At 67.5% G+C, this 24,643-nt stretch carries 26 protein-coding genes, 1 tRNA gene and 2 pseudogenes; 9 read left to right on the top strand and 20 right to left on the bottom strand.

The features are described 5' to 3' along the window. Positions 1 to 3: 3 nt before the first annotated feature. The 5 genes from KEC56_RS12780 to KEC56_RS12760 form a co-directional block, all read right to left on the bottom strand. The gene (locus KEC56_RS12780; protein WP_227531246.1) at positions 4 to 888 is read right to left on the bottom strand and encodes an aminodeoxychorismate lyase; all 885 of its coding nucleotides are present in this window, start codon (positions 886 to 888) and stop codon (positions 4 to 6) included. A 327-nt stretch (positions 889 to 1,215) separates the two neighbouring features. Continuing rightward, positions 1,216 to 1,845: a DNA-directed RNA polymerase subunit beta gene (locus tag KEC56_RS12775; protein WP_227531245.1), complete on the bottom strand. Its 630-nt coding sequence runs from the start codon at positions 1,843 to 1,845 to the stop codon at positions 1,216 to 1,218. A gap of 19 nt (positions 1,846 to 1,864) precedes the next feature. Beyond that, positions 1,865 to 2,614: an anti-sigma factor gene (locus KEC56_RS12770; protein WP_227531244.1), complete on the bottom strand. Its 750-nt coding sequence runs from the start codon at positions 2,612 to 2,614 to the stop codon at positions 1,865 to 1,867. After that, a complete protein-coding gene (gene sigK, locus KEC56_RS12765; protein WP_175985381.1) occupies positions 2,611 to 3,210 on the bottom strand; it encodes an ECF RNA polymerase sigma factor SigK in 600 nt (199 codons plus the stop codon). The genes KEC56_RS12770 and sigK overlap by 4 nt, the downstream gene beginning before the upstream one ends. Before the next feature lie 44 nt (positions 3,211 to 3,254). Further along, positions 3,255 to 4,970 (bottom strand): cytochrome c biogenesis protein DipZ, encoded by a 1,716-nt coding sequence (locus KEC56_RS12760; protein WP_227531242.1) that lies wholly within the window; start codon positions 4,968 to 4,970, stop codon positions 3,255 to 3,257. A gap of 153 nt (positions 4,971 to 5,123) precedes the next feature. Here KEC56_RS12760 and KEC56_RS12755 point away from each other — a divergent pair, with 153 nt between their 5' ends. Then, the gene (locus KEC56_RS12755; protein WP_175985379.1) at positions 5,124 to 5,786 is read left to right on the top strand and encodes a fasciclin domain-containing protein; all 663 of its coding nucleotides are present in this window, start codon (positions 5,124 to 5,126) and stop codon (positions 5,784 to 5,786) included. Positions 5,787 to 5,941: 155 nt separating this feature from the next. Continuing rightward, positions 5,942 to 6,574 (top strand): trimeric intracellular cation channel family protein, encoded by a 633-nt coding sequence (locus KEC56_RS12750; RefSeq protein ID WP_227531241.1) that lies wholly within the window; start codon positions 5,942 to 5,944, stop codon positions 6,572 to 6,574. A 531-nt stretch (positions 6,575 to 7,105) separates the two neighbouring features. On the opposite strand, the gene KEC56_RS12745 is transcribed toward KEC56_RS12750, so the two are convergent. Then, on the bottom strand, positions 7,106 to 7,360 hold the full coding sequence (locus tag KEC56_RS12745) for a CGNR zinc finger domain-containing protein (protein WP_227531284.1): 255 nt from the start codon (positions 7,358 to 7,360) through the stop codon (positions 7,106 to 7,108). Positions 7,361 to 7,480: 120 nt separating this feature from the next. Between KEC56_RS12745 and KEC56_RS12740 the strand changes: the two genes are divergently transcribed. Then, positions 7,481 to 7,756, top strand: coding sequence for a hypothetical protein (locus tag KEC56_RS12740; RefSeq protein WP_227531240.1), 276 nt, complete (start codon positions 7,481 to 7,483; stop codon positions 7,754 to 7,756). Between the two features lie 4 nt (positions 7,757 to 7,760). Here KEC56_RS12740 and KEC56_RS12735 read toward each other — a convergent pair whose 3' ends face one another. The 10 genes and pseudogenes from KEC56_RS12735 to KEC56_RS12690 all read right to left on the bottom strand — a co-directional run. Beyond that, positions 7,761 to 8,438, bottom strand: a complete 678-nt coding sequence (locus KEC56_RS12735) for an IMPACT family protein (protein ID WP_308013017.1) — start codon at positions 8,436 to 8,438, stop codon at positions 7,761 to 7,763. A 28-nt stretch (positions 8,439 to 8,466) separates the two neighbouring features. Further along, positions 8,467 to 9,051, bottom strand: coding sequence for an isochorismatase family protein (locus tag KEC56_RS12730; RefSeq protein ID WP_227531239.1), 585 nt, complete (start codon positions 9,049 to 9,051; stop codon positions 8,467 to 8,469). A gap of 69 nt (positions 9,052 to 9,120) precedes the next feature. Further along, a tRNA-Thr gene (locus KEC56_RS12725) sits at positions 9,121 to 9,195 on the bottom strand. Between the two features lie 91 nt (positions 9,196 to 9,286). Further along, a complete protein-coding gene (locus tag KEC56_RS12720; RefSeq protein ID WP_227531238.1) occupies positions 9,287 to 10,852 on the bottom strand; it encodes an alpha/beta hydrolase in 1,566 nt (521 codons plus the stop codon). Then, positions 10,849 to 12,003 (bottom strand): DNA polymerase III subunit delta', encoded by a 1,155-nt coding sequence (locus KEC56_RS12715; RefSeq protein WP_227531237.1) that lies wholly within the window; start codon positions 12,001 to 12,003, stop codon positions 10,849 to 10,851. The genes KEC56_RS12720 and KEC56_RS12715 overlap by 4 nt, the downstream gene beginning before the upstream one ends. Before the next feature lie 56 nt (positions 12,004 to 12,059). Continuing rightward, positions 12,060 to 12,698, bottom strand: a complete 639-nt coding sequence (gene tmk, locus KEC56_RS12710; RefSeq protein ID WP_227531236.1) for a dTMP kinase — start codon at positions 12,696 to 12,698, stop codon at positions 12,060 to 12,062. Beyond that, positions 12,695 to 15,553, bottom strand: coding sequence for a type I DNA topoisomerase (gene topA / locus KEC56_RS12705; protein ID WP_227531235.1), 2,859 nt, complete (start codon positions 15,551 to 15,553; stop codon positions 12,695 to 12,697). Before topA ends, tmk begins: the two co-directional genes overlap by 4 nt. 89 nt (positions 15,554 to 15,642) lie before the next feature. After that, entirely contained in the window at positions 15,643 to 15,972 is a 330-nt protein-coding gene (locus KEC56_RS12700) for an Rv3654c family TadE-like protein (RefSeq protein ID WP_227531234.1), read from the bottom strand. After that, complete coding sequence (locus KEC56_RS12695; RefSeq protein WP_175985371.1) at positions 15,972 to 16,319, bottom strand: TadE family type IV pilus minor pilin; 348 nt, start codon at positions 16,317 to 16,319, stop codon at positions 15,972 to 15,974. The genes KEC56_RS12700 and KEC56_RS12695 overlap by 1 nt, the downstream gene beginning before the upstream one ends. Positions 16,320 to 16,323: 4 nt before the next feature. Further along, positions 16,324 to 16,434, bottom strand: a pseudogene (locus tag KEC56_RS12690) (DUF4244 domain-containing protein); the annotation flags it as partial. A 775-nt stretch (positions 16,435 to 17,209) separates the two neighbouring features. Here KEC56_RS12690 and KEC56_RS12685 point away from each other — a divergent pair. The 6 genes from KEC56_RS12685 (at position 17,210) to KEC56_RS12660 (ending at position 20,269) form a co-directional block, all read left to right on the top strand. Further along, on the top strand, positions 17,210 to 17,923 hold the full coding sequence (locus tag KEC56_RS12685) for a helix-turn-helix domain-containing protein (RefSeq protein WP_227531233.1): 714 nt from the start codon (positions 17,210 to 17,212) through the stop codon (positions 17,921 to 17,923). A 189-nt stretch (positions 17,924 to 18,112) separates the two neighbouring features. Beyond that, entirely contained in the window at positions 18,113 to 18,619 is a 507-nt protein-coding gene (locus KEC56_RS12680) for a hypothetical protein (protein ID WP_227531232.1), read from the top strand. Continuing rightward, on the top strand, positions 18,616 to 19,041 hold the full coding sequence (locus tag KEC56_RS12675) for a hypothetical protein (protein ID WP_227531231.1): 426 nt from the start codon (positions 18,616 to 18,618) through the stop codon (positions 19,039 to 19,041). Before KEC56_RS12680 ends, KEC56_RS12675 begins: the two co-directional genes overlap by 4 nt. 1 nt (position 19,042) lies before the next feature. Next, positions 19,043 to 19,237 carry a hypothetical protein gene (locus KEC56_RS12670; RefSeq protein ID WP_227531230.1) on the top strand — a complete coding sequence of 65 codons (195 nt, stop codon included), beginning with the start codon at positions 19,043 to 19,045 and terminating at the stop codon, positions 19,235 to 19,237. Then, the gene (locus KEC56_RS12665) at positions 19,227 to 19,439 is read left to right on the top strand and encodes a hypothetical protein (protein WP_227531229.1); all 213 of its coding nucleotides are present in this window, start codon (positions 19,227 to 19,229) and stop codon (positions 19,437 to 19,439) included. Before KEC56_RS12670 ends, KEC56_RS12665 begins: the two co-directional genes overlap by 11 nt. 245 nt (positions 19,440 to 19,684) lie before the next feature. Next, entirely contained in the window at positions 19,685 to 20,269 is a 585-nt protein-coding gene (locus KEC56_RS12660; RefSeq protein WP_227531228.1) for a recombinase family protein, read from the top strand. A 595-nt stretch (positions 20,270 to 20,864) separates the two neighbouring features. Here the strand turns inward: KEC56_RS12660 and KEC56_RS12655 are convergent. The 4 genes and pseudogenes from KEC56_RS12655 to KEC56_RS12640 all read right to left on the bottom strand — a co-directional run bounded on the left by KEC56_RS12655 (position 20,865) and on the right by KEC56_RS12640 (position 24,469). Next, positions 20,865 to 22,406 (bottom strand): recombinase family protein, encoded by a 1,542-nt coding sequence (locus KEC56_RS12655; protein ID WP_227531227.1) that lies wholly within the window; start codon positions 22,404 to 22,406, stop codon positions 20,865 to 20,867. Between the two features lie 14 nt (positions 22,407 to 22,420). Next, positions 22,421 to 22,537: pseudogene (locus tag KEC56_RS12650) on the bottom strand (DUF4244 domain-containing protein); the annotation flags it as partial. 28 nt (positions 22,538 to 22,565) lie between these two features. Beyond that, positions 22,566 to 23,465, bottom strand: coding sequence for a type II secretion system F family protein (locus tag KEC56_RS12645; protein WP_227531226.1), 900 nt, complete (start codon positions 23,463 to 23,465; stop codon positions 22,566 to 22,568). Beyond that, complete coding sequence (locus KEC56_RS12640) at positions 23,459 to 24,469, bottom strand: TadA family conjugal transfer-associated ATPase (protein ID WP_227531225.1); 1,011 nt, start codon at positions 24,467 to 24,469, stop codon at positions 23,459 to 23,461. The genes KEC56_RS12645 and KEC56_RS12640 overlap by 7 nt, the downstream gene beginning before the upstream one ends. Positions 24,470 to 24,643: the final 174 nt, after the last annotated feature.

Here is a 24,643-nt window from a genome sequence, read left to right as displayed (position 1 = left end):
CCGTCAGTCGCGGGGCGAGAGGAGGTACTGGTTCAGGTCCGTCGTGAGGGCGTGGTCGACGGACAGGAGCCGGCCGTCGACGGCCGTGATGGGTGCGGCCAGGCGGACGCTCGAGACGAGCCATGCGGCATCCGCCTCGGCGATCCGCGACGCGGGCACCTGTTCGTAACCCGCCTCGAAACCGCGACCTTCCAGGTACTCGTACACGCTGAGCTGCGTCGTGCCCTGCAGGATGCCCCCGCTCGGCGCCGGCGTGACGAAACGGTCGCCGAACCGCAGGATGAGGGATGCCGTGGGGGCTTCGAGCACGTAACCGTCGCTGGAGAGGAAGATCGCATCATCGGCGCCGCGGCGGTGCGCTTCGCGGAGCGCCGCCATGTTCACGGCGTACGACAGCGTCTTGGCCCCCAGGAGCAACCACGGCGCGCGTTCGGCGACGTCGAGCGGGTAGCCGCGATCCAGCGTCACGACGGAGACTCCCGCCATACGCACCTCCGAGAAGTCGGATGCCGGTGCGGCCGTCACCCAGGCGGTCGGTGTCGGTCCGTGCTCCACTCCCCTGCTGAGGATCAGCTTGATGACCCACTCGCCGGCGGGGCATTCCGCAGCGGCGACGGCGACCGCCTGACGCCACTGCTCCAGGTTCGGCGCCGGCAGATCGCAGATCCGGGCGGAGTTCGCCAGGCGCTCAAGGTGCGGCACGACCTCCTGCGCGTGCGCATCGATCACGCCGATCGATTCGAACACGCCGTCGCCTCGCTGGGTGCTCAGTTCGCTCACGCTCAGCGCCGGTGCTCCGGCATCCACCACCGTGAAGGTGCCGGAGAAGTCGGCGCGCTCCTCAGCGGCATCGGCTGGGTCGAGAATCAGAGCGAAGCGCTGGGCCATGAGAAGACTCTACGGCCACTCAGGAATACCCAGGGCGCGGGGACGTTACACTGGAGTGGCCGGGCCGCATAACCCCGGGCTCCAACTTCTGCCGCTTAGAGCGGCCTTCCGCCGAGAGGCGTTCTTGCGGCCCGGTCTTTCTCTTTCCTGCCCACAGCCGATCCCCACATCGGCCCTGGCCGTGCACGACTTCGGATGTGAACGACGACACGCCGCCGGCCCGGGCGGTCGCACGGCGTGTCGCCTCCGGCATCCGAAGCTGTGCACAGTGTCGCCTCCGGCATCCGAAGCGGTGCACGCACGGGGGCGGGTGCGAGGGGCGGACGGTCAGGTCAGGCCGCCGGACCGCCACAGCCCGGCAGCCGCCATCAGGTCGGCCGCGTAGCTGTTCAACCGGCGTGCCCGTACGGTGAGCTCGGACGCCCGGTCGGGCTCGGTCGCCTCGTAGTCGTCCGCGACGTGCGTGGCGCCCGACACCTGCACACGGCAGAAAGCCGCTGCGCGCTCCAGCGCGATCGAGAAGTCACCGCGGAAGACTCCGCGCAGGATCGTGTCGATCAAGGCGACGAGCTCCTCCGGGCTCGCGGGCACAGGCGCGCCGGCGACGACGGCATCCGCGGATCCCAGCTCGACACGGCCGCGCTCGTACAGCAGCGCAGAGGTCTGCGGATCGGTGTGGATCGCGAGCTGAAGCAGGTACAGCCGCCACAGCGCTCCCGGCAGCGAGACGGCCGGTGCCTGCGCCCACAGCTCGGCGATGTCGTCGATGCCGTGCTGTGCGGTGAACGCGATCAGGCGCTCCACGCTCTCGCCGCTGGAGTCCTCGCGTGCGCGCGTGAGCAGAGCGGATGCCGTGGCATGCGCGACCCGGATGGTCTCGGCCGAATCGGCCGAACCGACCAGGTTGTCGAAGGCCGCGGAGGGCCTGCGGACGGGGCGGTGGAACTGCTCGGGCATCCGTCCAGGGTACTCGCGCTCAGGCGGTCGGGATCGCGATGATCGGATCCGTCGTGGGCTGCCCGGTCGGCGATCCACCCGCCTGCTCGACGGTCACGGCGATGACATCGCCCTCGTGCATGGCGCCGTCAAGCAGTGCCGTCGCCGTACCGCCATCCGTCTCGAACAGTCCGGCCGGCAGCGCCTCGTCCCCCCGGACGAGCCAGAGCTGATAGGTCTGTTCCTCGTCCAGCACCGCGAGCCCGTCCGTGACGAGTACGGCGCTGCCGACCGATGCAGACCAATGCGCGGTCGCCTCCGCACCGGATCCGATCTCGACCGTGGCCTGCTGAGCGTCGGGGGCGGCTGCGATCTTCTCGAGCGCGACGACGGATGCCGGCTGGGTGAGCTGCGCGATCGCGACAGCGGCCGTGATGCCCAGCCCCACGATCAGGACGACGGATGCGGCGAGCGCGAACAGGCGACGGCTCCAGCGGCTCGCCGGCGCTGCGGGAGCGCCCCCAGCATCGGGCGCAACCCCGGTCGGCGAAGTCGGCTCCCCCTGCGGGGTCACCGCGATCCGGGCGAGGAGCGCGTCGCGGACGCCGGCGGGTGGTGCAACGGCAGGAGAACCGTCGGCCAGCAGCGCGGCGGTCTCCGCGTCGTGCTCGGCGATCGCGGCCCACTCCGGGTGCGCGGCGAGGGCGTCCGCATATCGGCGCTCATCGGCATCCGACAGCGCGTGCAGGGCCCGGCCCGCCGCGAGCTCCGCGAACTCGCTCTCGTTCATGCGTTCACCCCCATCTCGTTCCTCAGGCGTGAGAGTCCATCTCTCATCCTCGTCTTGACCGTTCCCAGCGGGGCTCCGATGAGCACAGAGATCTCGCTCTGACTGTAACCGCCGTAGTACGACAGCACGATTGCCTCGCGCTGCGGTTCGGGCAACGTCCTCAGCGCCGTGACGACGCGATCGCCCTCGATGCTCAGCTCCACCTGTTCGGCGACGCTGTCATGCGCGACCGAAACGTCGCGGAATCCTGCCCTGACGTCCCGATCCGAGCTGGACTGCGACGCCCTCACACGATCGACCGCCCTGCGGTGGGCGATCGTGAGAACCCAGGTGCGTCCTTGCCCCTTGTTCGGAGCGAAGCGGCCGGCGGATTGCCAGATCTCCAGGAAGACCTCCTGCAGTACCTCCTCGCTCTGCGCACGGTTGACCAGCACACGGAGGATGAGCCCGAAGACGCGAGAGGACAGCAGATCGTAGAGTTCGGCGAATGCTCGCTGGTCTCCGCGCGCGACGCTGACCAGAAGGTCGGCGACGGGATCTCCCGCCGAACCGTCCTCCGGCACGTCCACGCCGTCGATCACCATCTCCACAAGCATGCCGTATCAACGCCCCTCATCCTGACCACTCACCGTTGGTCGGCTCATCCGAAGGTGAACGAATAGGCCTGAATGCCCTCGGGAATCTTCACCGTCAGCTGTCCGGCCCCCGCGTCCCCCTGCAGCAGGCGATACGACCGCGGGGTTCCCGAGACGTCGATCGCTCGGCTCTCGCCGTCATCGGTGGTCACGGTGACCTCTCCCGAGCCTGCGAGCACCATCCGCACCTCGGAGGCGCGATAGTTGAGGCGCACCTCGGCACCCGAACCTGCCGGGGCGGCGTACTGCGAGGCGATCTCCCAAGTGCCATCGAGGGCGAATGTGTCCTCCGCCTGATCCGAGGGGAAAACGAACTCCGACGTTCCGGCGCTGTAGTTGTCATCGCCGCCGTAGTTGACGTCCTTGGACGACCCGAGGAAGGTCTCCGGCGTGGTCGAGCCGAGCGCTGGTGTCTCATCCGCAACGCCGGATTCGGCCGGAAGCTCGACGTCGGGATCCGCGTCGACGAGGAGCTCCCGGATCATCTTCTCGGTCGCCTCGTAGTTGCCCTCGCCGAACGAGATGTGCCGTACTGTGCCCTCGGCATCGATCAGGTAGTGCGCCGGCCAGTAGCGGTTACGGTAGTTGGTCCAGGTCGAGAGACTGTTGTCGAGCGCGACGGGGTACTCGATCCCGAAATCGCGGATACCGGCTGCGACGTTTCCCGCATCCTTCTCGAACGCGTACTCCGGCGAGTGGATGCCGATGACCTGCAGCCCGCTGTCACGATAGGTCTCGTCCCACCCGACGACGTGCGGGATCGATCGCTGGCAGTTGATGCACGAGTACGCCCAGAAGTCGATGAGCACGACCTGGCCGCGAAGGTCCTCGAGGTCGATCGCCTCGCCCTCCGGCGTGTTCAGCCACTGCTCGATCCCGCGGATCGACGGCGCCGTGCCGCAGGACTCGAGTTCGTCCGCGCCGTTCGTGCACTTGTCGAGGTCGCGGTTCTCAGCGTTCACGAGGCCACCGAGGCCTAGGGCCTCCTCTGCGGCGTCGTTCTCCGTGAGCTCCTGCTGCAGCGGGGCGGTGTAGTCGGGCAGCAGCCGCTGCAGCATCTGCGGCACGTTGAAGACGAGCCCGACGGCGAGCGCGATCATCGCAATGCCGGCGGCGATACGCAGCCCCCGCTCGCGGGTGCGGAAAGCACGGATGCGGTTGACAACGCTGCGTCCGGCGAGCGCGAAGGCCAGCAGCGGGATCGCGACGCCGATCGAGAACGATACAGTCAGCAGCACGGTTCCAGGGCCGATCTGGCCGGTGGATCCGGCGACGATGATCGCGGCGAGCACAGGCCCGGCGCACGGCACGAATACGGCTCCGAGAGCGAGCCCGACTCCGAAGCCGCTCCCCTGATTCTTGACCTCTTTGCGCGGCAGCCATTGGAACGGCTTCTCGAGCAGCTGCTCGAACTTCGGGATGAGGAGCCCGACGCCGATGATGATCAGCACGATGATGCCGGCCCAGCGCAGCACGTCCTGCGGGAGTCCCAGCAGACCCAGGATCAATGATCCGACGAGCGTGACGAGCGTGAAGCTCAGAACGAGTCCGGCGATCACGAGGTACGGGCGACTGCGACGTGCTGGAATCACCTCGCCGTCGCCGTCGAAGCTCGCGGACTGCGCGCCTCCGGTCAGGAAGATGACCGGCAGGACGGGCAGGATGCACGGCGATATGCCGGTGATGAGCCCTCCAAGCAGGCCGATGAGTACCAGGTCCATGAGCTCCTCGCTTCTGTTGCGAGTTCTTCGGCGTGGGGACCCGTTCGGATTGATGAGAAAAATTCTGAGATTCTTCCCATCCGAAGCGCCGCGGGTTCCGAACACCAGTCAACGCCGCGGAGATGTCGCGGCTCCGAACCCGGAGGTAGAGAGATGTTCAGCACCAAGAAGAAGATGACCGCAGCACTGTCGCTCGGATTCGCCAGCGTGCTCGTGCTGGCGGGATGTTCCATGAGCGGCGGCGACTCGACGGACGAATCGATGGAGTCTTCGGCGCCCGAATCGTCGGAAGAGGCTGCGCCCGAGACGATGGACCCGGCTGCGAACCTGGTCGGCCCCGGCTGCGAGGCATACGCGGAAGAGGTTCCCGACGGAGCAGGCTCGATCCAGGGCATGTCCCAGGACCCCGTCGCGGTCGCGGCATCCAACAACCCGATGCTGACGACCCTCGTCTCGGCGGTGAGCGGTCAGCTCAACCCCGACGTCGACCTGGTCGACACGCTCAACGGCGATGAGTTCACGGTGTTCGCCCCGGTGGACGACGCGTTCGCCAAGATCGACGCGGCCACGATCGATTCGCTCAAGACCGACTCGGACGCCCTGACGTCGATCCTCACGTACCACGTGGTTCCCGGTCAGATCGAGCCGGCTGACATCGCCGGCACGCACAAGACTGTGCAGGGTGCCGACCTCGAGGTCACCGGTGAGGGCGACATGTGGATGGTGAACGACGCGAACGTCATCTGCGGTGGGGTGCAGACCGCCAACGCGACCGTTTACCTGATCGACTCGGTCCTCATGCCGCCGGCTGAGTGAGCGGACCTGCCAGACGGGGGAGTCTGGCATTGGCGCGGTGCGGCCGTCTGCGGAGAAGAGCTGCAGACGGCCGCATCCGTGTGTAGGTGCAGAAGCTCTCACCGCGCCGCATATCCTGGCCTCATGTGCTCATCGACCGGACTCGGCGCGTCCTCATGAACTGGGCACTCACTCTCGACCTGGTCGGCGTCTTCTTCTTCGCGATCTCAGGCTCCCTACTGGCCGTACAACGCGGGTACGACATCGTCGGGTCGCTGCTGCTCGGCAGCCTCACCGGGCTCGGCGGCGGCGTGATCCGCGACCTCATCATCGGGGTGCCGCCGACGGCGTTCGCCGAACCCGTGCATCTGGCCGCGCCCGTCGCCGCTGCCGCACTGGTGTTCTTCCTCACCCACGGCATCGAGCGCTATTCGCGGCCGCTGCTGATCTTCGACGCGGCGGGGCTCGCGCTGTTCTGCACGACCGGGACGGTGAAAGCGCTCGAAGCCGGCATGAACCCGGTCGCCGCGGCGCTGCTCGGCGTCACCACCGGTGTCGGCGGCGGCCTCCTGCGCGACGTAGTCGCGAACCGCGACCCGCAGCTGTTCAATTCTTCCGACCTGTACGCCGTCCCGGCGTTCATCGGAGCCACGGTCGTGGCCGGTGCCTGGTTCACGGCGCTTCCGAACCTGGCCACGGTGACGATCGCCGCGGCCGTCGTGTTCGCCTTCCGAGTGCTCTCGCTGCGCTTCCGCTGGCGCATCCCGCACGCCAAGGGTCAGCCTCGACGAGGAAGGGCATCCGAGTGAGCCGTCCTACCGGCATCTTGATCGGCTACGAGTCCATCCGAGCGGCACGGGTGTCGTCGGCATCCTGAGGAACGGCGACGGCGCGACAGTGCTGCTCCGCGCCGACATGGACGCGTACCGGTCGACCGGATGCACCCACCCTCGAGACCGGGACGGCTGCGCTCGTCGTCGCCGCCGGTGCGTGGCCCGGTCACGAGAAGAACCGATAGACTCGCATACGCGGGCCTCTAGCTCAGTTGGCAGAGCATCGGACTTCAACATAAATAGGAGCGCCTCGGGGGAAACTCCGGGGATGACACCACTCAAAGTCGGGGAACCCTTCCTGGGAGACCAGATGGCAATCCCGAGCCAAGCCGGACGCGAGTCCGGAAGGTGTAGAGACTGGACGGGTGGCACCTAAAGCGCAAGCCAGGGTGAAGGGACAGTCCAGACCACGAACGTCCATGGGGACGGCGGCGAAAGCCGAAGTGGCATGTTAATCCGCGGGTCATGGGTTCGAGCCCCATGGGGCCCACCGCACAAAGTCAGACCTCAGCGATACCGTCTGCTCATGAAGAGATGCGGCACCAGCCAGGAGGTCACGCCGTTGACCGACTTCAACAGAAAGTCGTCTCGCGCGAACTGGCGCTCGGTGGCAGCGTCGACGGCCCCGGAGCTCAGACGCCGCGCGCGGTGACGACGCACGGCCACACGGTTCGCGCAGCGAACGGAGCAGAACCTCTGCCGGCCGTTGCGCGTGACATCGGCGACCACGTTGGTGCACGGTGGAGCCTGGCATCGACCGATGCCTGTCCATCCCCCGCGTCACGAGATGCAGCGCCGTTCCGAGGTTGATGATCGCTCGCAGAACGAACGGCATCGACGGCATACATCGTCGCGGTAGTGCAGGTGCCATCCCTCCCCGTCATGGTTCGTCAACCGCGGGTACGCGGCCGATTCGTCAAGGCGCCTGTTCAGCAGCGTGGCTCGCGCATCGGGGTCCGTCTTGTCGACGATCTCGAGCCGCTCGTCGATGACGGCACGCACGAGCACGGCTGGGACGTGGAGTCCCGGCACGCGACGAGCGAGGGGACGATCCTCTACGTCGTCTGCGCCGACTGCGGCGTTCGCCGCATCGACCTGAGCCCGACGTCCCAGCTGTCGCCGATCGCCCGGACCGTCACGGTGCAGCCGCGGACGTGACCGCTCATGACGCACCCCTGGGCACGTCGATGAGCTTCTCGACACCGGTCGGCCGGGCCGTCACCGCACCCGCCGAGGCTTCCGCGATCGCCGCGGCCAGCTCTGGCACCACCTCCGGCCGCACCCACACCACGAACGACGCCGCCGCCGCATAGACGGGCTCGTCGAGAGCCCCACCCCGCCTGTGCACCCACTCGCGCAGCAGATTGTCGAAGCGTCCCGCGTCGACGTGCGGAACGTTCACCTCGACGGCGGTGAGCATCCGCCGGTCGAGGACGGTCGCGAGGTCGAGAGCCTCCGACACGGATGACGAGTATGCGCGCACCAGCCCTCCGGCGCCGAGCTTCACGCCGCCGAAGTAGCGCGTCACGACCGCCACGACGTCGGTCAGCTCCCGCCGGCGCAGAACCTCGAGCATCGGCACTCCCGCCGTCCCCGACGGCTCTCCGTCGTCCGATGAGCGCGCGCGTTCGCCCAGCGGGCCCGTGATCTGCGCCGAGCAGTGGTGCCGAGCATCCCACGACTGCTTCCTGACCGCGGCGATCACGACATCAGCATCCTCGGGCGACGACACCGGTGCGATCCGGGCGATGAAGCGCGACTTCTTGATCACGAGCTCGTGATCAACGACGCGGGCGATCGTGGAAGGGCGGAACCCGCTCATGCCTGCCCGGGCATCCACGCCAGGTCGCCGCTGTCCAAGCGTGCCGTCACCGCCGCGAACCACTCTCGACGAGCTCCGCGCCGGCGTGTGCGAGCTCGCCCAGCGCCGCCGCGCTCGACTCCGCCCCGACTCCGGCGACGAGGTCGGTGAGGATGCGCACGTGCACGCCGTGCGCGATCGCGTCGAGTGCAGTAGCGCGCACGCAGTGATCCGTCGCGATGCCGACGACGTCCGCGCTGAGGATGCCGTGGTCCTGCAGGATCGTGGCCGTCGTCGCTCCGTCGTCCGTCACGCCCTCGAACATCGAGTACGCCGGGGCGCCCTGCCCCTTGCGCACATGGTGCGTGACGGCCTCGGTCACCAGCAGCGGATCGTAGGCGGCGCCGTCAGTGTCCGCGACGCAGTGCACCGGCCAGGTGTCGACGTAGTCGGGGTCATCGGCGAAGTGCCCGCCGTTGTCGCCGGCCGGATCGTGCCAGTCGCGCGACGCCACGACGACGTCGTAGTCGCCCCGGTGCGCGGCGAGGAGCTCCGAGACCGCGGATGCGACGGCATCCCCTCCGGTCACCGCGAGCGCGCCGCCCTCGGTGAAGTCGTTCTGCACGTCGACGATGAGAAGTGCGCTGCCCATGTCTCGAGCGTACGCGGGCGCTCGGACGAAAGCGAAGGTCCCGTGACGCGGGACGCGTCACGGGACCTGTGGAGCCCCGAGTCAGGATTGAACTGACGGCCTTTCCATTACGAGTGGAATGCTCTACCACTGAGCTATCGGGGCGTGCGCTACGAAAGCGGCACGATCAAGAATCTTACCCTGTCCGCACCGTCACCGCGAAATCACCCGATGCATCGTGCCACGCCAGGGGCGCTCACTCGCACTTCACGTCGCCGGAGGGCACGGTGTCGTCCAGGAAGTACGCGTCGACCGCGGAATCCACGCAGCTGTTGCCCTTGTTGTAGCCGGTGTGCCCCTCGCCCACTCGGGTGATGAGCACGCCCTCCTCCAGCTGGTCCGCCAGCGACACCGACCACTCGTACGGGGTCGCGGGATCGTTGGTCGTGCCGACGACGAGGATGGGGCCTGCGCCGGCGGCATGGATCTCTCCGCGGGTTCCGGTGGGCGGGTACGGCCACACCTCGCAGGGGTCCGGGCCGCTCCAGTACGGCGCGATCGTCGGGGCGCCCTCGGCGATCTTCGCGTCCGCCGCGTCCTGGGCGGCCTGGTCGTCCTCGACCGGGTAGTCCATGCAGTTGTAGGCGCGGAACGCCTCGCTGGAATTGTCGAGGTAGGCGCCGTCCTCGCGGGCGTTGTAGAAATCGGCGAGGACGAACGCCGTGTACGGATCGCCCTGCAGAGCCTCGTCGAGCGCCTGAGTGAGGTACGGCCAGCTGTCGGCGGAGTAGAGCGCGGCGATGATCGCGGTCATGAGGGAGTCGGCGCCGAGCATCCGGCCGTCGCCGTTCTCGAGCGGGGTGCGGTCGACGGCGGCGAGCAGAGCGCCGAGGTCGGCCATCGCCTCGTCGAGCGTTCCATTGAACGGGCACGACCCGGAGTCCAGACAGTCCTGCATGTACGCGCGCAGCGCGGATTCGAAGCCGAGGGCCTGCGTGGTGCCGACCTCGATGCCCGAGACCGCCGGGTCGATCGCGCCGTCCAGCACGAGTCGCCCCGCCTTCTCGGGATAGAGGTTCGCGTACGTCGCGCCGAGGAACGTGCCGTACGAATAGCCCAGGTAGTTGAGCTGCTTGTCGCCGAGGACCGCGCGGATGAGATCCATGTCGCGGGCGGAGTTCACAGTGGTGATGAAGGGCAGGATGCCGTCGCTGTTCGCGTCGCACGCTTCGGCGAACGCCTTGTTGCGCTCGGTCAATTCGGCCTCCCACTCGTCCGTGCCGCGCGGCGCCGCCGGGATGTCGTAGAGGTACGCGTCCATGCTGGCGGCGTCGAAGCAGCGCACCGCGGTGGAATCGCCGACGCCGCGGGGGTCGAATCCGATGACGTCGTATGCGTCGGCGAGGTCGGCGCTGACGGCGTAGCTCAAGTTGTCGAGGATGAAGTCCCGGCCGCTGGCTCCCGGTCCGCCCGGGTTCGTCAGCAGCGATCCGACCGGCGTGCCGCTGGCCTGATGGCGCACGACCGACAACCGGATCTCACCGTCGCCGGGGTTCTCCCAGTCGAGCGGCGCCGTGACGTACGTGCAGTCGAAGGTCGCGCCTCCCCGGTCGCAGGCCGTCCACTCCAGCGTCTGCTCGTAGAACGGCAGCAGTTCGGCCGGCACGCCCTCGGTGTCGGGAGTGTTCGTGACCGAGGGGCGGGGCTGGGCCCCTTCGGGGATCATCGAGTACAGGCATCCGCTCAGCATCATGGACGCCGCGACCAGCCCGGCCGTGATCGTCGCGAGCCGTCGCAGGCGAGAAGTCTGTCGAGTGTTCACGGTTTCCTCCCGCTCGCGATCGTCACGAGCAAACTCTCCAGCGCCAGCGTCGGTGCGACGTTGCGCTCCAGGGAATCCCTGGTCTCGGCAAGGTGGTCGAGCACGACCAGGGTACGGGCCACGGGCCAGGCCGACGCCAATGCGGTGAGCTCGGTGCGCAGCTCGCTGTTGATGAGGTCGTCGCCGCGGTCGTACTGCAGCATCATCACGTCGCGGAACATCGACTGCAGGTCCGTGAGGACCCGGTCGATGCCGTCGCGCAGGCTGCGCGTCGCGCGCTTCTTCTGATCGTCCTCCAGCGCTGAGACCTGTGCGCGAACGGCAGGGGGAACCGCCTGCCCCTCTGCGATGCCCACGGTGCGCAGCAGCGAGGCTCGCTCTGTCGCATCGCGTTCGGCGGTGAGCGCCTTGGCGTCGTCGGTCGCGGCTTGGATGATCTCGCCGGCGACCTCGACCGCCGTCCCGACGCCGCGCACCGAGAGCACGGATCGCAGGGTGCTGTCGCGCCGGCGGCGGGCCGCGTCGTCGGTCGCGAGCCGCTGGGCCATGCCGATGTGGCGCTGCGAATGGCGGGCGGCCTGCTCAGCGACCTCGGGAGAGGCTCCGGTGCGTTCGACGATGAGTCGGGCGACGTCGGCGACGTCGGGTTCGCGCAGCCGCAGCGGACGCACCCGGGAGCGGATGGTCGGCAGCAGATCGGCCTCGCTCGGGGCGCACAGCACCCAGACGGTCTTCTCGGGAGGCTCTTCGAGCGCCTTGAGGAGAACGTTGGAGGTGCGCTCGACCATGCGATCGGCATCTTCGACGACGATCACGCGATATCGGCCGGCGGATGGCGCGAAGTACGACCGTTCGACGAGAGCGCGCGCCTCCTTGATCGTGATGATGACCTTGTCGGTGCGCAGCGCCGTGAGATCGGGGTGCGTGCCGGCGAGGACCTGCCGCATGGTCTGCTCGTCCTCGGGCCCGTCGGCGATGAGCGCCGCGGCGAACGCATAGGCGAGGGTCGACCTGCCTGATCCGGGCGGACCGGTGATGAGCCAGGCGTGCGACAGCGCCGCAGGATCGGCTGCCGCCGACCGCAGCGCGTCGACCGCATCCTCCTGCCCCCACACGTCCGCCCAGGGGAACGGGGCGAGGGTCGCGATCATGGTCTCAGCCTAACCGTCACTGCCGACAGTACCTGCGCGTCCGCCCGCCCTCGCGATCAGGCGGCGGGAGGCAGGATCGCGGCGACGCGGGCGCGGATCGCCTCGGCGATCTCGTCGGGGGATGCCGCAGCATCCACGACGAGGAATCGCTCGGGCTCGGCATCCGCCAGCGCGAGGTACGCCGCGCGGACGCGCGTGTGAAAGTCGACCTTCTCGGCCTCGAGGCGGTCGAACGGCTTGTCGGCCGAATCGAGGCGCGCCCGCGCCGCCGCCGGATCGAGGTCGAGCAGCATCGTGAGATCGGGAAGCGCACCGTCGGCGGCCCACAGCGACAGGTCGCGGACCTCGGTGGCATCGAGAACACGGCCCGCTCCCTGGTAGGCGACTGACGAGTCGAGGTAGCGGTCCTGCAGTACGATCTCGCCGCGTTCGAGCGCGGGTCGCACAACGGTCGCGACATGGTGGGCTCGGTCGGCGGCGTACAGCAGGGCCTCGGCGCGCGGGGCGATGTCGCCGCGGTGGTGCAGTACGATCTCCCGGATCAGCTGCCCGACCTCGCTGCCGCCCGGCTCGCGGGTGCGCACGACGGTGCGCCCTTCTTCGATGAGCCAGTGCTCGAGGCGCTCCGCCTGCGTCGTCTTGCCCGAGCCGTCGCCGCCCTCGAGGGTGATCCAGAGGCCGGAGCGCCTCGTCACGCCTTCGCCTTCGCGGCGTTGGCCGCACGGGTCGCGGCGGCCTTCTTCGCCGCAGCCGAACGGGCGGCCGCCTTCTCGGCATCCGACTTGGTCGCCGTGTTCTTGGTCGCCGTGTTCTTGGTCGCCGTGTTCTTGGTCGCCGTGTTCTTGGCCGCCGTGTTCTTGGTCGCCGCCTTCTTGGCCGGGACCTTGGCCGCGGCCTTCTTCGTCCCGCGCTTGGGGGCCGGGCCCTTGGCGCGCTTGTCGGCGAGCATCTGGACAGCGATCTCGAAGGTGACGTCCTCGGGCTTCTGGCCGCGCGGGATCGTCACGTTCGTCTCACCGTCGGTCACGTACGGCCCGAAGCGCCCATCGCGCACGCGGATCGGCTTGCCGCTGACCGGGTCGGCGTCGAACTCGGCGAGCGCGCTGGACGCCCGGCGGGAGCCGGCGCCGTACTTCGGCTGCGCGTAGATCGCCAGTGCCTCATCGAGCGTCACGTCGAAGATCTGCTGCTCGTTCTCGAGCGACCGCGAGTCCGTCCCTTTCTTCAGATACGGACCGTACCGGCCGTTCTGCGCGGTGATCTCGTCGCCCGATTCGGGGTCGGTGCCGACGACACGCGGGAGGCTCAGCAGCTTCAGCGCGGTGTCGAGATCGACCGTGTCGACCGACATCGAGCGGAACAGCGACCCGGTCCGAGGCTTGGGTGCGTCCTTCTTCGCCGTCTTCTTCTTCGGCGCTTCGACGACCTCGCCGGTGGCCTCGTCGATCTGCGGGTCCTCCTCGGGCAGGTTCTCCTGCACGTAGGGTCCGTAGCGGCCGTCCTTGACGACGATGACGCGCCCGTTCTCGGGGTTCTCGCCGAGGACGCGGTCGCCGGCGACCGGTGCGTCGATGAGCTCCTGCGCCTTCTCGGCGGTGAGCTCGTCGGGCGCGAGGTCCTCGGGGACGTTCACGATGCGTCCGCGCTCATCGGGCTTGGCCGGGTCGACCACTTCGAGGTACGGGCCGTACTTGCCGAAGCGGAGCGTGGCGTTGTCGGTGATGCGCGTCGAGTTCAGTGCGCGAGCGTCGATCTCGCCGAGGTTTTCGACGACCTGACGCAGACCCACGTGGGCATCCGAGCCGAAGTAGAACGAGTGCAGCCATTCGACGCGCTTCTGCTCGCCGCGGGCGATCGCATCGAGGTCGTCCTCGAGGGCGGCGGTGAAGTCGTAGTCGATGAGGTCGGAGAAGTGCTCCTCGAGCAGCCGGACGACGCTGAACGCCATCCAGGTCGGCACGAGCGCCTGGCCGCGCTTGGTGGCGTAGCCGCGGTCGATGACCGTGCCGATGATGCTGGCGAACGTCGACGGGCGGCCGATCCCGTGCTCCTCGAGCGCCTTCACGAGCGAGGCTTCCGTGTAGCGGGGCTTCGGCGTGGTCTTGTGGCCCTTCGCCTCGGCATCCGACATCGCGAGCTTGTCGCCGACGGTGACGGCGGGGAGGGACTGGTTAGAGTCCGCGTCGGCGTCGCCGCGCTTCTCGTCCTTGCCCTCCTCGTACGCCTCGAGGAAGCCCTTGAACGTGTACACGGTTCCGGATGCCGTGAACTCGGCGTTGCGGCCGTCGGCATCGACCGCGATCGTGACGGTCGTGGTCTCGTACTTGGCGTCGGCCATCTGGCTGGCGACCGTGCGCTTCCAGATCAGGTCGTACAGGCGCAGCTCTTCGCGGTCGAGTTCGCCGGACACGGAAGCGGGCTTGCGGAAGTTCTCGCCCGACGGACGGATCGCCTCGTGCGCTTCCTGCGCGTTCTTGCTCTTGGACTTGTACACCCGGGGCTTCAGCGGCACGGCGCTGTCGCCGTACAGCGCGACCGCCTGGCTGCGCGCCGCCTGCACCGCCTGGGTGCTCAGCGCCACCGAGTCGGTTCGCATATAGGTGATGAAGCCCTTCTCATACAGGCGCTGGGCCACGCTCATCGCCTGCTTGGCGCTCATCGAGAGCTTGCGACCGGCCTCCTGCTGGAGGGTGGAGGTCGTGAACGGGGCGTACGGGCTGCGCGTGCCCGGCTTGGCCTCGACCTTGGTGACCGTGCCGGCGCCGGCGGCGTCAACGGCGTGCGCGAGGGCTGTCGCGTCCTTCTCGGAAAGGACGACGACGGCCTTCTTGAGCTTTCCGGTGTCGTCGAAGTCGGTTCCTCGAGCGAGCTGCCCACCGTCGACGCGCACGAGGCGCACGCGGAACGAGCTGCCGCTGGATGCCGAGGCCTCGACGTCCCAGTAGTCGGCCGAGACGAAGGCCATGCGCTCGCGCTCGCGCTCGACGATCATGCGCGTCGCCGCTGACTGCACGCGTCCGGCCGACAGGCCGGTCTTGACCTTGTACCAGAGCACGGGCGAGACGTCCCAGCCGTAGAGGCGGTCGAGGATGCGCCGGGTCTCCTGGGCGTCGACGAGTGCGAGGTCGAGCTCGCGGGTGTTCCCGACGGCCGCCTGGATCGCGTCCTTGGTGATCTCGTGGAACACCATGCGCTTGACCGGGACCTTGGGCTTGAGCGTCTCGAGGAGGTGCCACGCAATGGCCTCGCCCTCGCGGTCCTCATCCGTGGCGAGCAGGAGCTCGTCGGCGCTCTTCAGCGCGCGCCGGAGCTCGGCGACGGTCTTCGTCTTGCGGTCGGAGACGACGTAGTAGGGGTCGAAGCCGTTCTCGATGTCGATCGAGTACTTGCCGTAGGCCTTCTTGTCGGCGGCCGGGATGTCCTTCTTATCAGCGAGGTCGCGGATGTGGCCGACGGAGCTGAGCACCTCGTAGTCGTCGCCCAGGTATCCCTGAATCGACCGCATCTTCGTCGGGGACTCGACGATGACGAGCTTCTTGCCTTCAGCCAAGGGTGCGTCCTTTCTTCGAAGCACACCATACACACCACTGTCGTGGCGTGTTCACAGCAGAACTGTGAGCGGGTCTCGGGTCGATGCCGTCAGAATCCCTCGGGCGGCCCTGCGCGGGCTCGGGAGACGGCAGCAAGTCCAGCGTACGCCGCTTCCACGCGCACCGTCGCCATGAGTCCGTCGAGCGTGCACTCGACGAGCACCGCTCCGGACGCTGCGGCGACGCGCGCGGCGAACGCGCACGGCTCGGCGTCCGTGATCACGGCTCCGGAGGCGGCATCCGCTGCGGCGAGCGCCGCCGCGTCGGCCGCCCCTGCCGCGCGCTGCGCGGTCACCGCCGCACCGCCGACCGCGGCGAGCCCGACAGCGAGGGCTGCGGACACCGCGAGCACGGAGGCCGACAGCGCCGTGCCCGCCATCACAGTCCCCCGGCGAGCGCGCAGCTCGAGGCCGACAGGGGGATGCTGATGATCCGTCCGAGCCGGGCATCGATCCGCGCGCTGACGCAGACGAACTCGTCGCGGGTGTGGCTGCTGACGCGCGCGCCGTCGACGGATGCCGCCACCGCGGCTTCCGCAGCCGCTGCGCTCTCGCCGCGGCCGAGGAGCCGAGCGGCATCGGCCACAGCATCCTGCACGGCGACGAGCTGCGCTGCGGCGCCGAGCGCGCCGGCACCGAGCAGCAGCGTCAGCGCGACGGCGGGCAGGGCGAGGGCGAGCTCGGCGGCCACGGAGCCGCGCTCGGAGTCGTGGGAGGAGCCGCGCATGCGCTCACGAGACAGTCAGGGCTCGGCGCACGAGGTCGGTGAGGATGCCGCGCACCTCGTCCGAGCGCATGATCACGACGAGCAGTCCCGCGAACGCGACAGCCGCAATCGTCGCACTAAACAGACATATATTGGAATACTACAAGTAACTTTGTATGTCTCCATCTCTACATCGGTGCTCTCCGCACGTATAGATAGGCATGGACACTAACGAAGATCTCCGGGCGCACCTCGATGCGCTCAAGGCGCTGGACTTGCCCCAAGGTCGCCGCGCATACCTGGCCTACCTGATCATCAAGGCGACTCCGGCAGAGCGCCAGGAGATCCTCGATGACGCGGCACGCGAGGTCAGGCGCAGCGACTACCGGGGCCGCGCCGAGTTCGCAGCACGGTATGAAGCAAGCCGAGCACGTGACGCCCGACAGGCTGCCGCCCAGAAGCCGGAGGATGCTCCCTCTGCGCCGAGGGCGACCACAGAGCGACAACCAGACCCGCGACCCGTCACGGTGACGTATACGACGCCCACGAGACCGGACGCCGTGCGAACTCCGCGACGGGCTGACCGCCCGGATAGTCACGTGTGCCCACCGGAGCACTCGCACAAAGCCACGTGCTACTCGGCGCACCGATGCCGCTGCGATCGGTGCCGCGCGCATAACTCAGATGTCCAGCGGCGGCATCGTGAACGAAAGAAGCAGCGCGAGGAGAAGTCCTCGGAATAGGTGGCGCGGGCTTTTGTCGATAGTAAGCCACAGGCGTATAAGCCACTATGCGGATGTCGGAAACCGTGTCACGAGAGTGAGCCGGTCGGGTTGCGTTTTCCATCTTCTCCGCACCGACCGGCTCGCACTCCCTCCGACAAGGGAGCACAGAGAAGATGGAACAAGAACATGGCGCGCAAGCATAACTACAAGATCGGCGACCCAATCAACGCCGGAACCTTCAGGAAGTACATCGAGCACTTCTACAACGGGGTGCTCCGCAATGCCGGGAAAGTCCTCGGCGACGACAAAGGCGCGATTGAACGTCCAACGTTCGTCGCCGTCGCTCATTCCCTTCTCTCCACAGGGGATTTCAAGTCCGGCGAGAGGTTCCGACTCAGTCAAGTGGCAATCGCCGATATCTCCGGCGCATCGACCAAGTCAGTACGCCGCGTGCTCGGCCTGCTGGAGGCCCTCGGCGCCATTCGCGTGGTCGACACTTCGAAGCGTCCAGGCGGCGGGAAGCCAGTGAAGGTGTACACCCTGACGTACTCGCCGAGCGTTGACGAAGTGCTGCGGGATCTGGACCGCAACAAGCTGGGTGAGCGCTGGAAGCGTCCGCAGCGTCTGAAGCAGACTGACAGCGATGGGCGTACCAACCCCTCTGCAATGGGCGTAGCAACCCCATTGAATGGGCGTAGCAACCCTATTCAATGGGAACCACAACCCCATAATAAGAACCTCCAAGAACAAGAACGGAAGGACTCGGATAAATCCTCGCCCGCGCCTTCGTCGCTCTCGCCTTCGGCTCGCGACGGCGCGGCAGATGATGCATATGACGAGCGCTTGAGTTCGATTGGATTCGACATCGAGGAGTTCCTGGCCACCTTGAATGAACTCTGATCCCGTCGAGCGCCTTTGGCCATTCGGAATCGTCTCGATACCCACCTCTATAGCGAGAACGAACGAGCGATAGTAAGTAGCGAGCGGGGTTGTTTCGATCATCTCTCCCTCGCTCATGGGGATGGAGTTGCGGTGGTTTCTCCCCACCGATCATTTGGCCGCAACTCCGCATAAACACTGGGGATCCATATGGGTAGGAAAAGCACCGTACAGCATCATCCGCAGCGTGCACGCATCGAGTCAATGCTGGACGATGGTGTCAGCTACGCCGATATCGTTCGCTCGGTGGGCGGGACGAGCATCGCATCGGTGGGGCGCTTCGCACTTTCTCGTAAAACCGAGCTGGCGAAGATCGCGGACGGGTTGCCCACCATCACCGACTTGTCAGCGCGACTCATCGAGGCCGCCGACGACGCGCAGGATCTCCGCCGTCACTCTCGCTTGGCTGGCACGCCGGTTGCCCGAGCACGCGCGATCCGCGCCGAGGTCGACGTGCTGACGAAGCTCATCCAGGATCTCGAAGTCACGGATGCCAGCTATGGCGAGCTTGCCGAGCAGGTCAAGAGCCTTATCCATGCGCTCAGCGAGTTCGCACGGCACGAACCAGAGCACGCCCGACCACTGATCGACCGGCTACGCGCCGATCTCCCCGACGTTGCAGCGGCACTCGACCGCAGAACAGGAACGAAGTCATGAGCACGAAGAAGCCCGACACGGTGACCATCACCGTCCTCACCAGCGGCCTGAGCCTTCCCGGCCCATCCAACCCGAACGCGATCTGGGCCACCGCTGGCCGCACGGCGCTGCGCGGCGAGGTTGTCGAAGTCGAACGATCCGAGACCCTTGATCGCAACGGAGATAGCTGGCTCGATATGGACGACGAAGCCCAATTGGCTCGCTGGTCTGTAGTGCGGTTCCGCGTCGGGGATCACGTAGAGGCCGAGGGGATCCGTTACATCGGGGAGGACGACGAGCGGATCACCTACCGCCGCCGCGAACGCGAGGTTCATGAGGCACGCAAGATCGCGGATGCAGTACAGCGCAAGGCCGAGTTGAACCGCATCTACGCCTTGTACGGCGCGCCCGACAGCGGCCAGCGCACGTTGAGCGAGGGCTGACATGCCCACGAGACTCGCGAGATCCACGCCGAGGCAGCGGCTGGCGCTGACCAAGCTCGCCGCCGACCTCCAAGAAGCCTTCGACAGCTTGCCAGGGCGCTTCTGGAGCACGCACGACCAGCGCCAGAGCTATGAGACCGTCCTCCGCCATCTGAAGGCGTGGGCTGAATGGGAAGAAGTAGACGATGAACGATGACGACGCACGCCTACGGGCACTCATCAACGACGCCAAGCGCAACGAGCGCAGCAACCCCGCAGTGGCCGCCGATGTCCAGCACCGACCGAGCGCATGGACGCCGGAGCAGGAACGCGAGCTAGTGGAGCAGACCCACGGCGACGAACGCGAGCGCATCGACCGGCTGGTGGCCGAGTACAACGAGCAGCAGCGCAACCGCTGACCCCACAGTTCCTCTCGGTTCAGGCCCGAGAGGATGCCGCGCCTGGGTTTCGCGGCACACGATCCCCCTCCTTTTCCATCTCATCGGGGAGGGGGATTCGTCGTCTCAAAAACGATGCTCATGTGAGAGACGCGGCGAGCGCCAGCGCGTGCCGAGGATCCAAGCAAGCTCGACGCATTTTCTAGTTTCAGAACTCATGACTTATTGAGTTGCATAAAGGTGTGAGTTTATGAGAACATCGACCTATGACAACCTCGACTGGCGCCAAGCTCGGCTACCTCCGCGTCTCTACGGGCAAGCAAGACGAAGCCCTCCAGCATGAGGCACTGGACAAGGCCGGTGTACTCAAGCGGAATCGCTACGTCGATCACGGGGTATCCGGATCGAAGACCGAGCGCCCAGCGCTCTCCAACCTGCTCGCAGACGCTCGGTCGGGCGACACGATCACCGTGTACAAGCTGGACCGTCTGGGGCGCTCTACGGCTCACGTGGCGTCTCTCATCGCGGATCTCACCGAGCGCGGCGTATTCATCGAGTCGATCAGCGATGGGCTCAACTCCAGCACGCCGACCGGCAGGGCGATGCTCCAGATGCTGGCGATCTTCGCCGAGATGGAGCGATCGTTCATCCAGGAGCGCACTGTCGCTGGACTCGCCGCCGCAAAGGCCCAGGGGCGCAAGGGTGGTCGTCCGAAGGTTGCCGACAGCGCGAAGGCTCGCAAGGCTCAGACGCTCAGGGACTCCGGCGAGAGCGTGCCCGAGATCGCGAAGACGCTGGGAGTCAGCATCGCGACGGTCTACCGGATCACGAAGGCCAAGGCGAGTGCCTAAATATCGTGGACTACCCGTGCTCGCGGCCCCGCAGCCAGATGCGATGTCAGAGGGTATGGCGTAAACTGAGGGGTAAAGAGGCCGCCCACAGTTGGTAGCTGTGAACGGCCCCTGGCCCCGCCCTTGAGGACGAAGGTCGCCAGTCACTGTAAAGGCAGTGACACCCATGTTGACGAGAAGCCCCCCGATCCGGTGAAGAGAAGGGGGTTTCTCGCTGTTATCGATTCTACGTCGGGCCTCGGACACATCCGTCACTTCCGAACTCGGTTATCCACAGGTTCGGGGCGCGTTGTTGGCCGCTGTGGGTCGCCATCGGTCGCTGGGGGAAGTATTCCGAGCAAATTGGAAACCAGCACTCACAGGAAGCTCCCAGCTAAGTAGCAGGGATTTCCTTGTGGATAAATCTGTGCACGGAGTACGAGCGCCTACGATGTCGCCATGATCCTGCCGCCGCTGTCCGATGATCTCCCCTTCTCGGAGGGTGACGATCTCGATGGCGCGGCGCCCAACTGCGACCGGTGCCTAGTCCCGTTGGATGCCGTCACGACATCGCGTGGAGAACGCTGGCAGTGTCGAGAGTGTGGAGCCGTCAAGCTCAGTTGATCGCGGCGGAGATCGCCGTCTGGGCGGCCTCGGGCACCTTCCCGACATGGGTAATCTCGCCGGTGTCCCAGCTAGCGCGGTGCTCTGCTCGACGCCAGTTCATGACGATGGTTCCAACTGCCTCCTCCAGCGTCCGCACTCGTACCCCCTTGCCGACTGGCAGAACATCGACGGAGAAGACGAGAGCCGAGAGGATCGCCCGGCGTCGTCCGGTACTCAGCCCATCCCAGAGGCCCCGCACGTCATCGACGCTCACGAACTCGGCAAGCGGGTTCACTCGGACAGCTTCGGCTAGCTCATGGTCTACGCGCTCCGCATCGGCGTCGATTTCATCAACCATGGCCGAGAAGGTGCCACCGCTGAGCCTGCCTGTTCGGTACAACCCTTCGGCCTCTGCCCGGCGTGCTGCCAGAGCGGCTCCATGCGCTCTCAGAGCGTCGATATCTTGCATGTCGTCGTCTACCCACTTGAGCAGCCCGGGGGCGCCCAGAACGCGAATGACAGCATCGGCGATGCACGCCTCGATGATGCTCGCCGGTCGTTGGAAGCACCCCTTAGTGCACCGATAGCCGCGTGCCGGATCCTTGGTCTTCGTCATCGCTGACCGCAGCGGACCATGACACTTCCCACAGCGTCCGACGCCGGATAGCAAGTGCTTCGCCTTGGTGTCGCCGTCGTGCTTTCGGCGGCTGTCATCGAGCAGCATCCCGCGCGCCACGATCACGGCATCCTCAGACAGAATCGGCTCCCATGCACCGGGGACGCACTCGGACCACGTGAACGATGACGGATCGTATCGCGCACCCTCAGCCATCGGCGGTGGCAGCATCCCCGCTTGGAACGGCGAGATCAGCAACCGGCGAACAGTGCTCGCGCTCCAGCGTGCGCCCTTCCGCGTGCGCTTGCCGTCATCGTTCAGCACGCGGACGATCTCACCGAGCTTGGCGCCGCCGAGAAGCTCCTTGGACATGTACCGGAGCACGTCGGCTTCGGCAGGTACGACGGCGTACCGGGTGCCCTTCTCGTCGCGCTCCAGCTTCGGGATCCACCGATAGCCGTACGGCACCAGCCCGGGTGCTGGGTGCCCTGCCTCGCGCCGCGCGGCACGGTACGGGATCGCCCGAGCTTCCTTCTCCTCAACCTCGGCCTCTGCGAACAGAACAAGCATGGTCAGCATGAGCCGACCGCCGAGAGTTGCCGTGTCGATGCCGTCGCGAAGCGTGACGATCCGGACATCCCGAACAGGCTTGGTGATCTCGTAGACATCGACCATGCGACGAAGCAGCCGAGCGGCTGTCACAGACACGATCATGTCCACCTTGCCAGCGTCGATGTCGGCAAGCATCCGCGCCCAGTCCGTACCCTCGCCGCGCTCCTTCGTCGCTGACGTGGCGTTGTCGTTGTAGATGTCTACGACGCTCCAGCCTTCGCCCTTCGCGCGGCGCTTGCACTCTGCGATCTGCTGGGCGATGCCCTGGTCTTCCCGTACGCTCTGCCGTACGTAGATTGCCGCTCGCAGTGTCTTCTTGGTCATGGCGAGATTCTATGCCCAAAGCGTGCTACAGCCGCCATCGTCGTGATCGCGTACTCGGCGGTCGCCGCTCCCGACTCGTCGGTGAACAGCGACGCCGCGCGGCGTCTGGTGAGGGTGGGGACGGTGTTCATGTGTTCCTTCTTTCTGGGTGTGCCGCCGTCAGATCGGCAGCGGGGTGGATGAGAGGACGGAGAGGATGAGGGGTGCGACGCCCAGCAGGAGGAATGCGGGGAGAGTGCATACGCCCAGCGGGATCAGCAGCTGTGACGAGAGCCTCGCCGCTCGCAGTCGCCCCTGCACCCGGGCGTCGTGGCGCTCCTGCGCGGCGGCCGCACGCAGGAGCTCGCCTGCAGGGACACCGGCGGCACGCGAGAGATCGAGCACCGCGGCCGTGCGATCGCCCTGCAGGTGGTCTCGGGCGGGGGTGTCGTCGACGAGCCGCAGCGACCGGGAGATCGACGCCCCGCCGGACAGCGCAACGGCGACGAGCTCGGCGTGCATCCCGGGGCTCCCCGGATCCGGCTGCGCCCGTCGCAGGAGGCGCCGCGTCCAGAGCCGGGCCGCGAGCACGAGCAGGAGCCCGGCGACCAGGCAGGCGATACCGATCGGATGCGTGAACAGGATGCCGAGGGTGTCGAACCCGAGAGCGAATCCGAGCAGCAGCCCCGCCAGCGGCATCCACAGCAGCAGACGCGCGGTTCCCGCCGGCTCCGCGAGGGCGATCCGCACGTCGTCGGCAGCGGACGCCGCATCCCGCATGCTCTCGGCGAGGGAGCGCAGCACCTCCGCGAGCGGCGCGCCGACCGTCGTCGCGACCTCCCACGCCGCAGCGGCGTCACGCCACGCTCCGCCCTCGGCTTCGATCGCCGCCGGAAGCGGGAGCCCCTCTCCGCAGCGATCGACGACCCGGCGCGCACTCGCATCGCCGGAGTCGGCGAGGTGGCGCCAGGCGTTCAGTGGCACCGATCCCGCCTGCAGCAGCACGGCGAGCGTCCGGACGGCGACGGCAGCCGCCTCGGCGGTGTCGACGGCTGCGGACCCGCGGCGCCCGATCACCATGGCTGCACGACCTCGATGTCGAGCCGCTCGCCCCGGAGCAGGAACCTGCCGGCCTGTTCGAGACGGCGGATGCCGCCGGCATCACGGTCGAGGTGGAGGACGACGGTGAAGGCGCTGACGACCTGACGGGCCAGAGCCGTGGCATCCATCCCGGCGAGCGCGCCGAGCGCCTCGAGACGGGCAGGCACGTCGGCGATGCCGCTGGCGTGCATCGTGCCCGCACCGCCGTCGTGCCCGGTGTTCAACGCCGACAGCAGCTCGCGCACCTCTTCGCCGCGGCACTCGCCGACTACCAGACGATCAGGGCGCATGCGCAGCGACTCCCGCACGAGGCGCGCGAGCGTGATGGCGCCGGCGCCCTCGAGATTCGACTGCCGTGCTTCGAGGGCGACGTGGTGCGGATGCTCCGGGCGCAGTTCCGCGACATCCTCGATGGTCACGATCCGCTCGCGGGCAGGAACGGCGCGCAGCATCGCGGAGAGCAGCGTCGTCTTGCCCGTGCCCGTGCCTCCCGTGATGAGGACGTTCGCCCTGGCCGCCACGAGCGACTCGAGCCATGCCCGCTGCGACGCGTCGAAGGCGCCGAGCGCGGCCAGCGCGTCGAGATCGCTCACCCCGACGCGCGGGATGCGGATGGACATCGCCGTCCCTGACGCCGACACCGGCGACAGCACGGCGTGCACGCGGATGCCGGAGGCGAGCCGCACATCGACGCAGGGCGACTGGTCGTCCAAGTGCCTGCCGCCGGCCCCGATCAGCGCCACGGCCAGGTCTCGCACCTCACGCTCGGACGCCGCCCAGTCGCGCACGCGCTCGGCTCCGGACCCGCGATCGACGAAGAGTCCGTCGGTGCCGTTGACGAACAGGTCGGTGACGAGGGGATCGGCGCAGTGCTCCGCGAGCGGGCCGAGCGCGGCATCCAGCTCGGGAGGCAGCGGTGCACGCTCGCCGGTTGCGTGCACCACGGCAGATGCGCGGGGACGGATGACGAACGGCTGCGGCATGCCCCGACGGTAGGCGCGACAGCATCCGCGCCGGGGCCGGAAACCCGCGGCCTGTGCGCAATCAGCGCAGCGTACAGCCCGGTGCAGAACGACTGCGCTGAGCCCGCCTACCCACTTTCGGAGGTACTGGCACGGCATGCGCGAGACTAGATTCACCTCACAGTCGTGACCTGT

Source organism: Microbacterium tenebrionis, from assembly GCF_020682665.1.
Classification (GTDB): domain Bacteria; phylum Actinomycetota; class Actinomycetes; order Actinomycetales; family Microbacteriaceae; genus Microbacterium; species Microbacterium tenebrionis.
The sequence above is the reverse complement of the archived record's forward strand: the minus strand, read 5'-3'. Positions and strand labels throughout refer to the sequence as shown.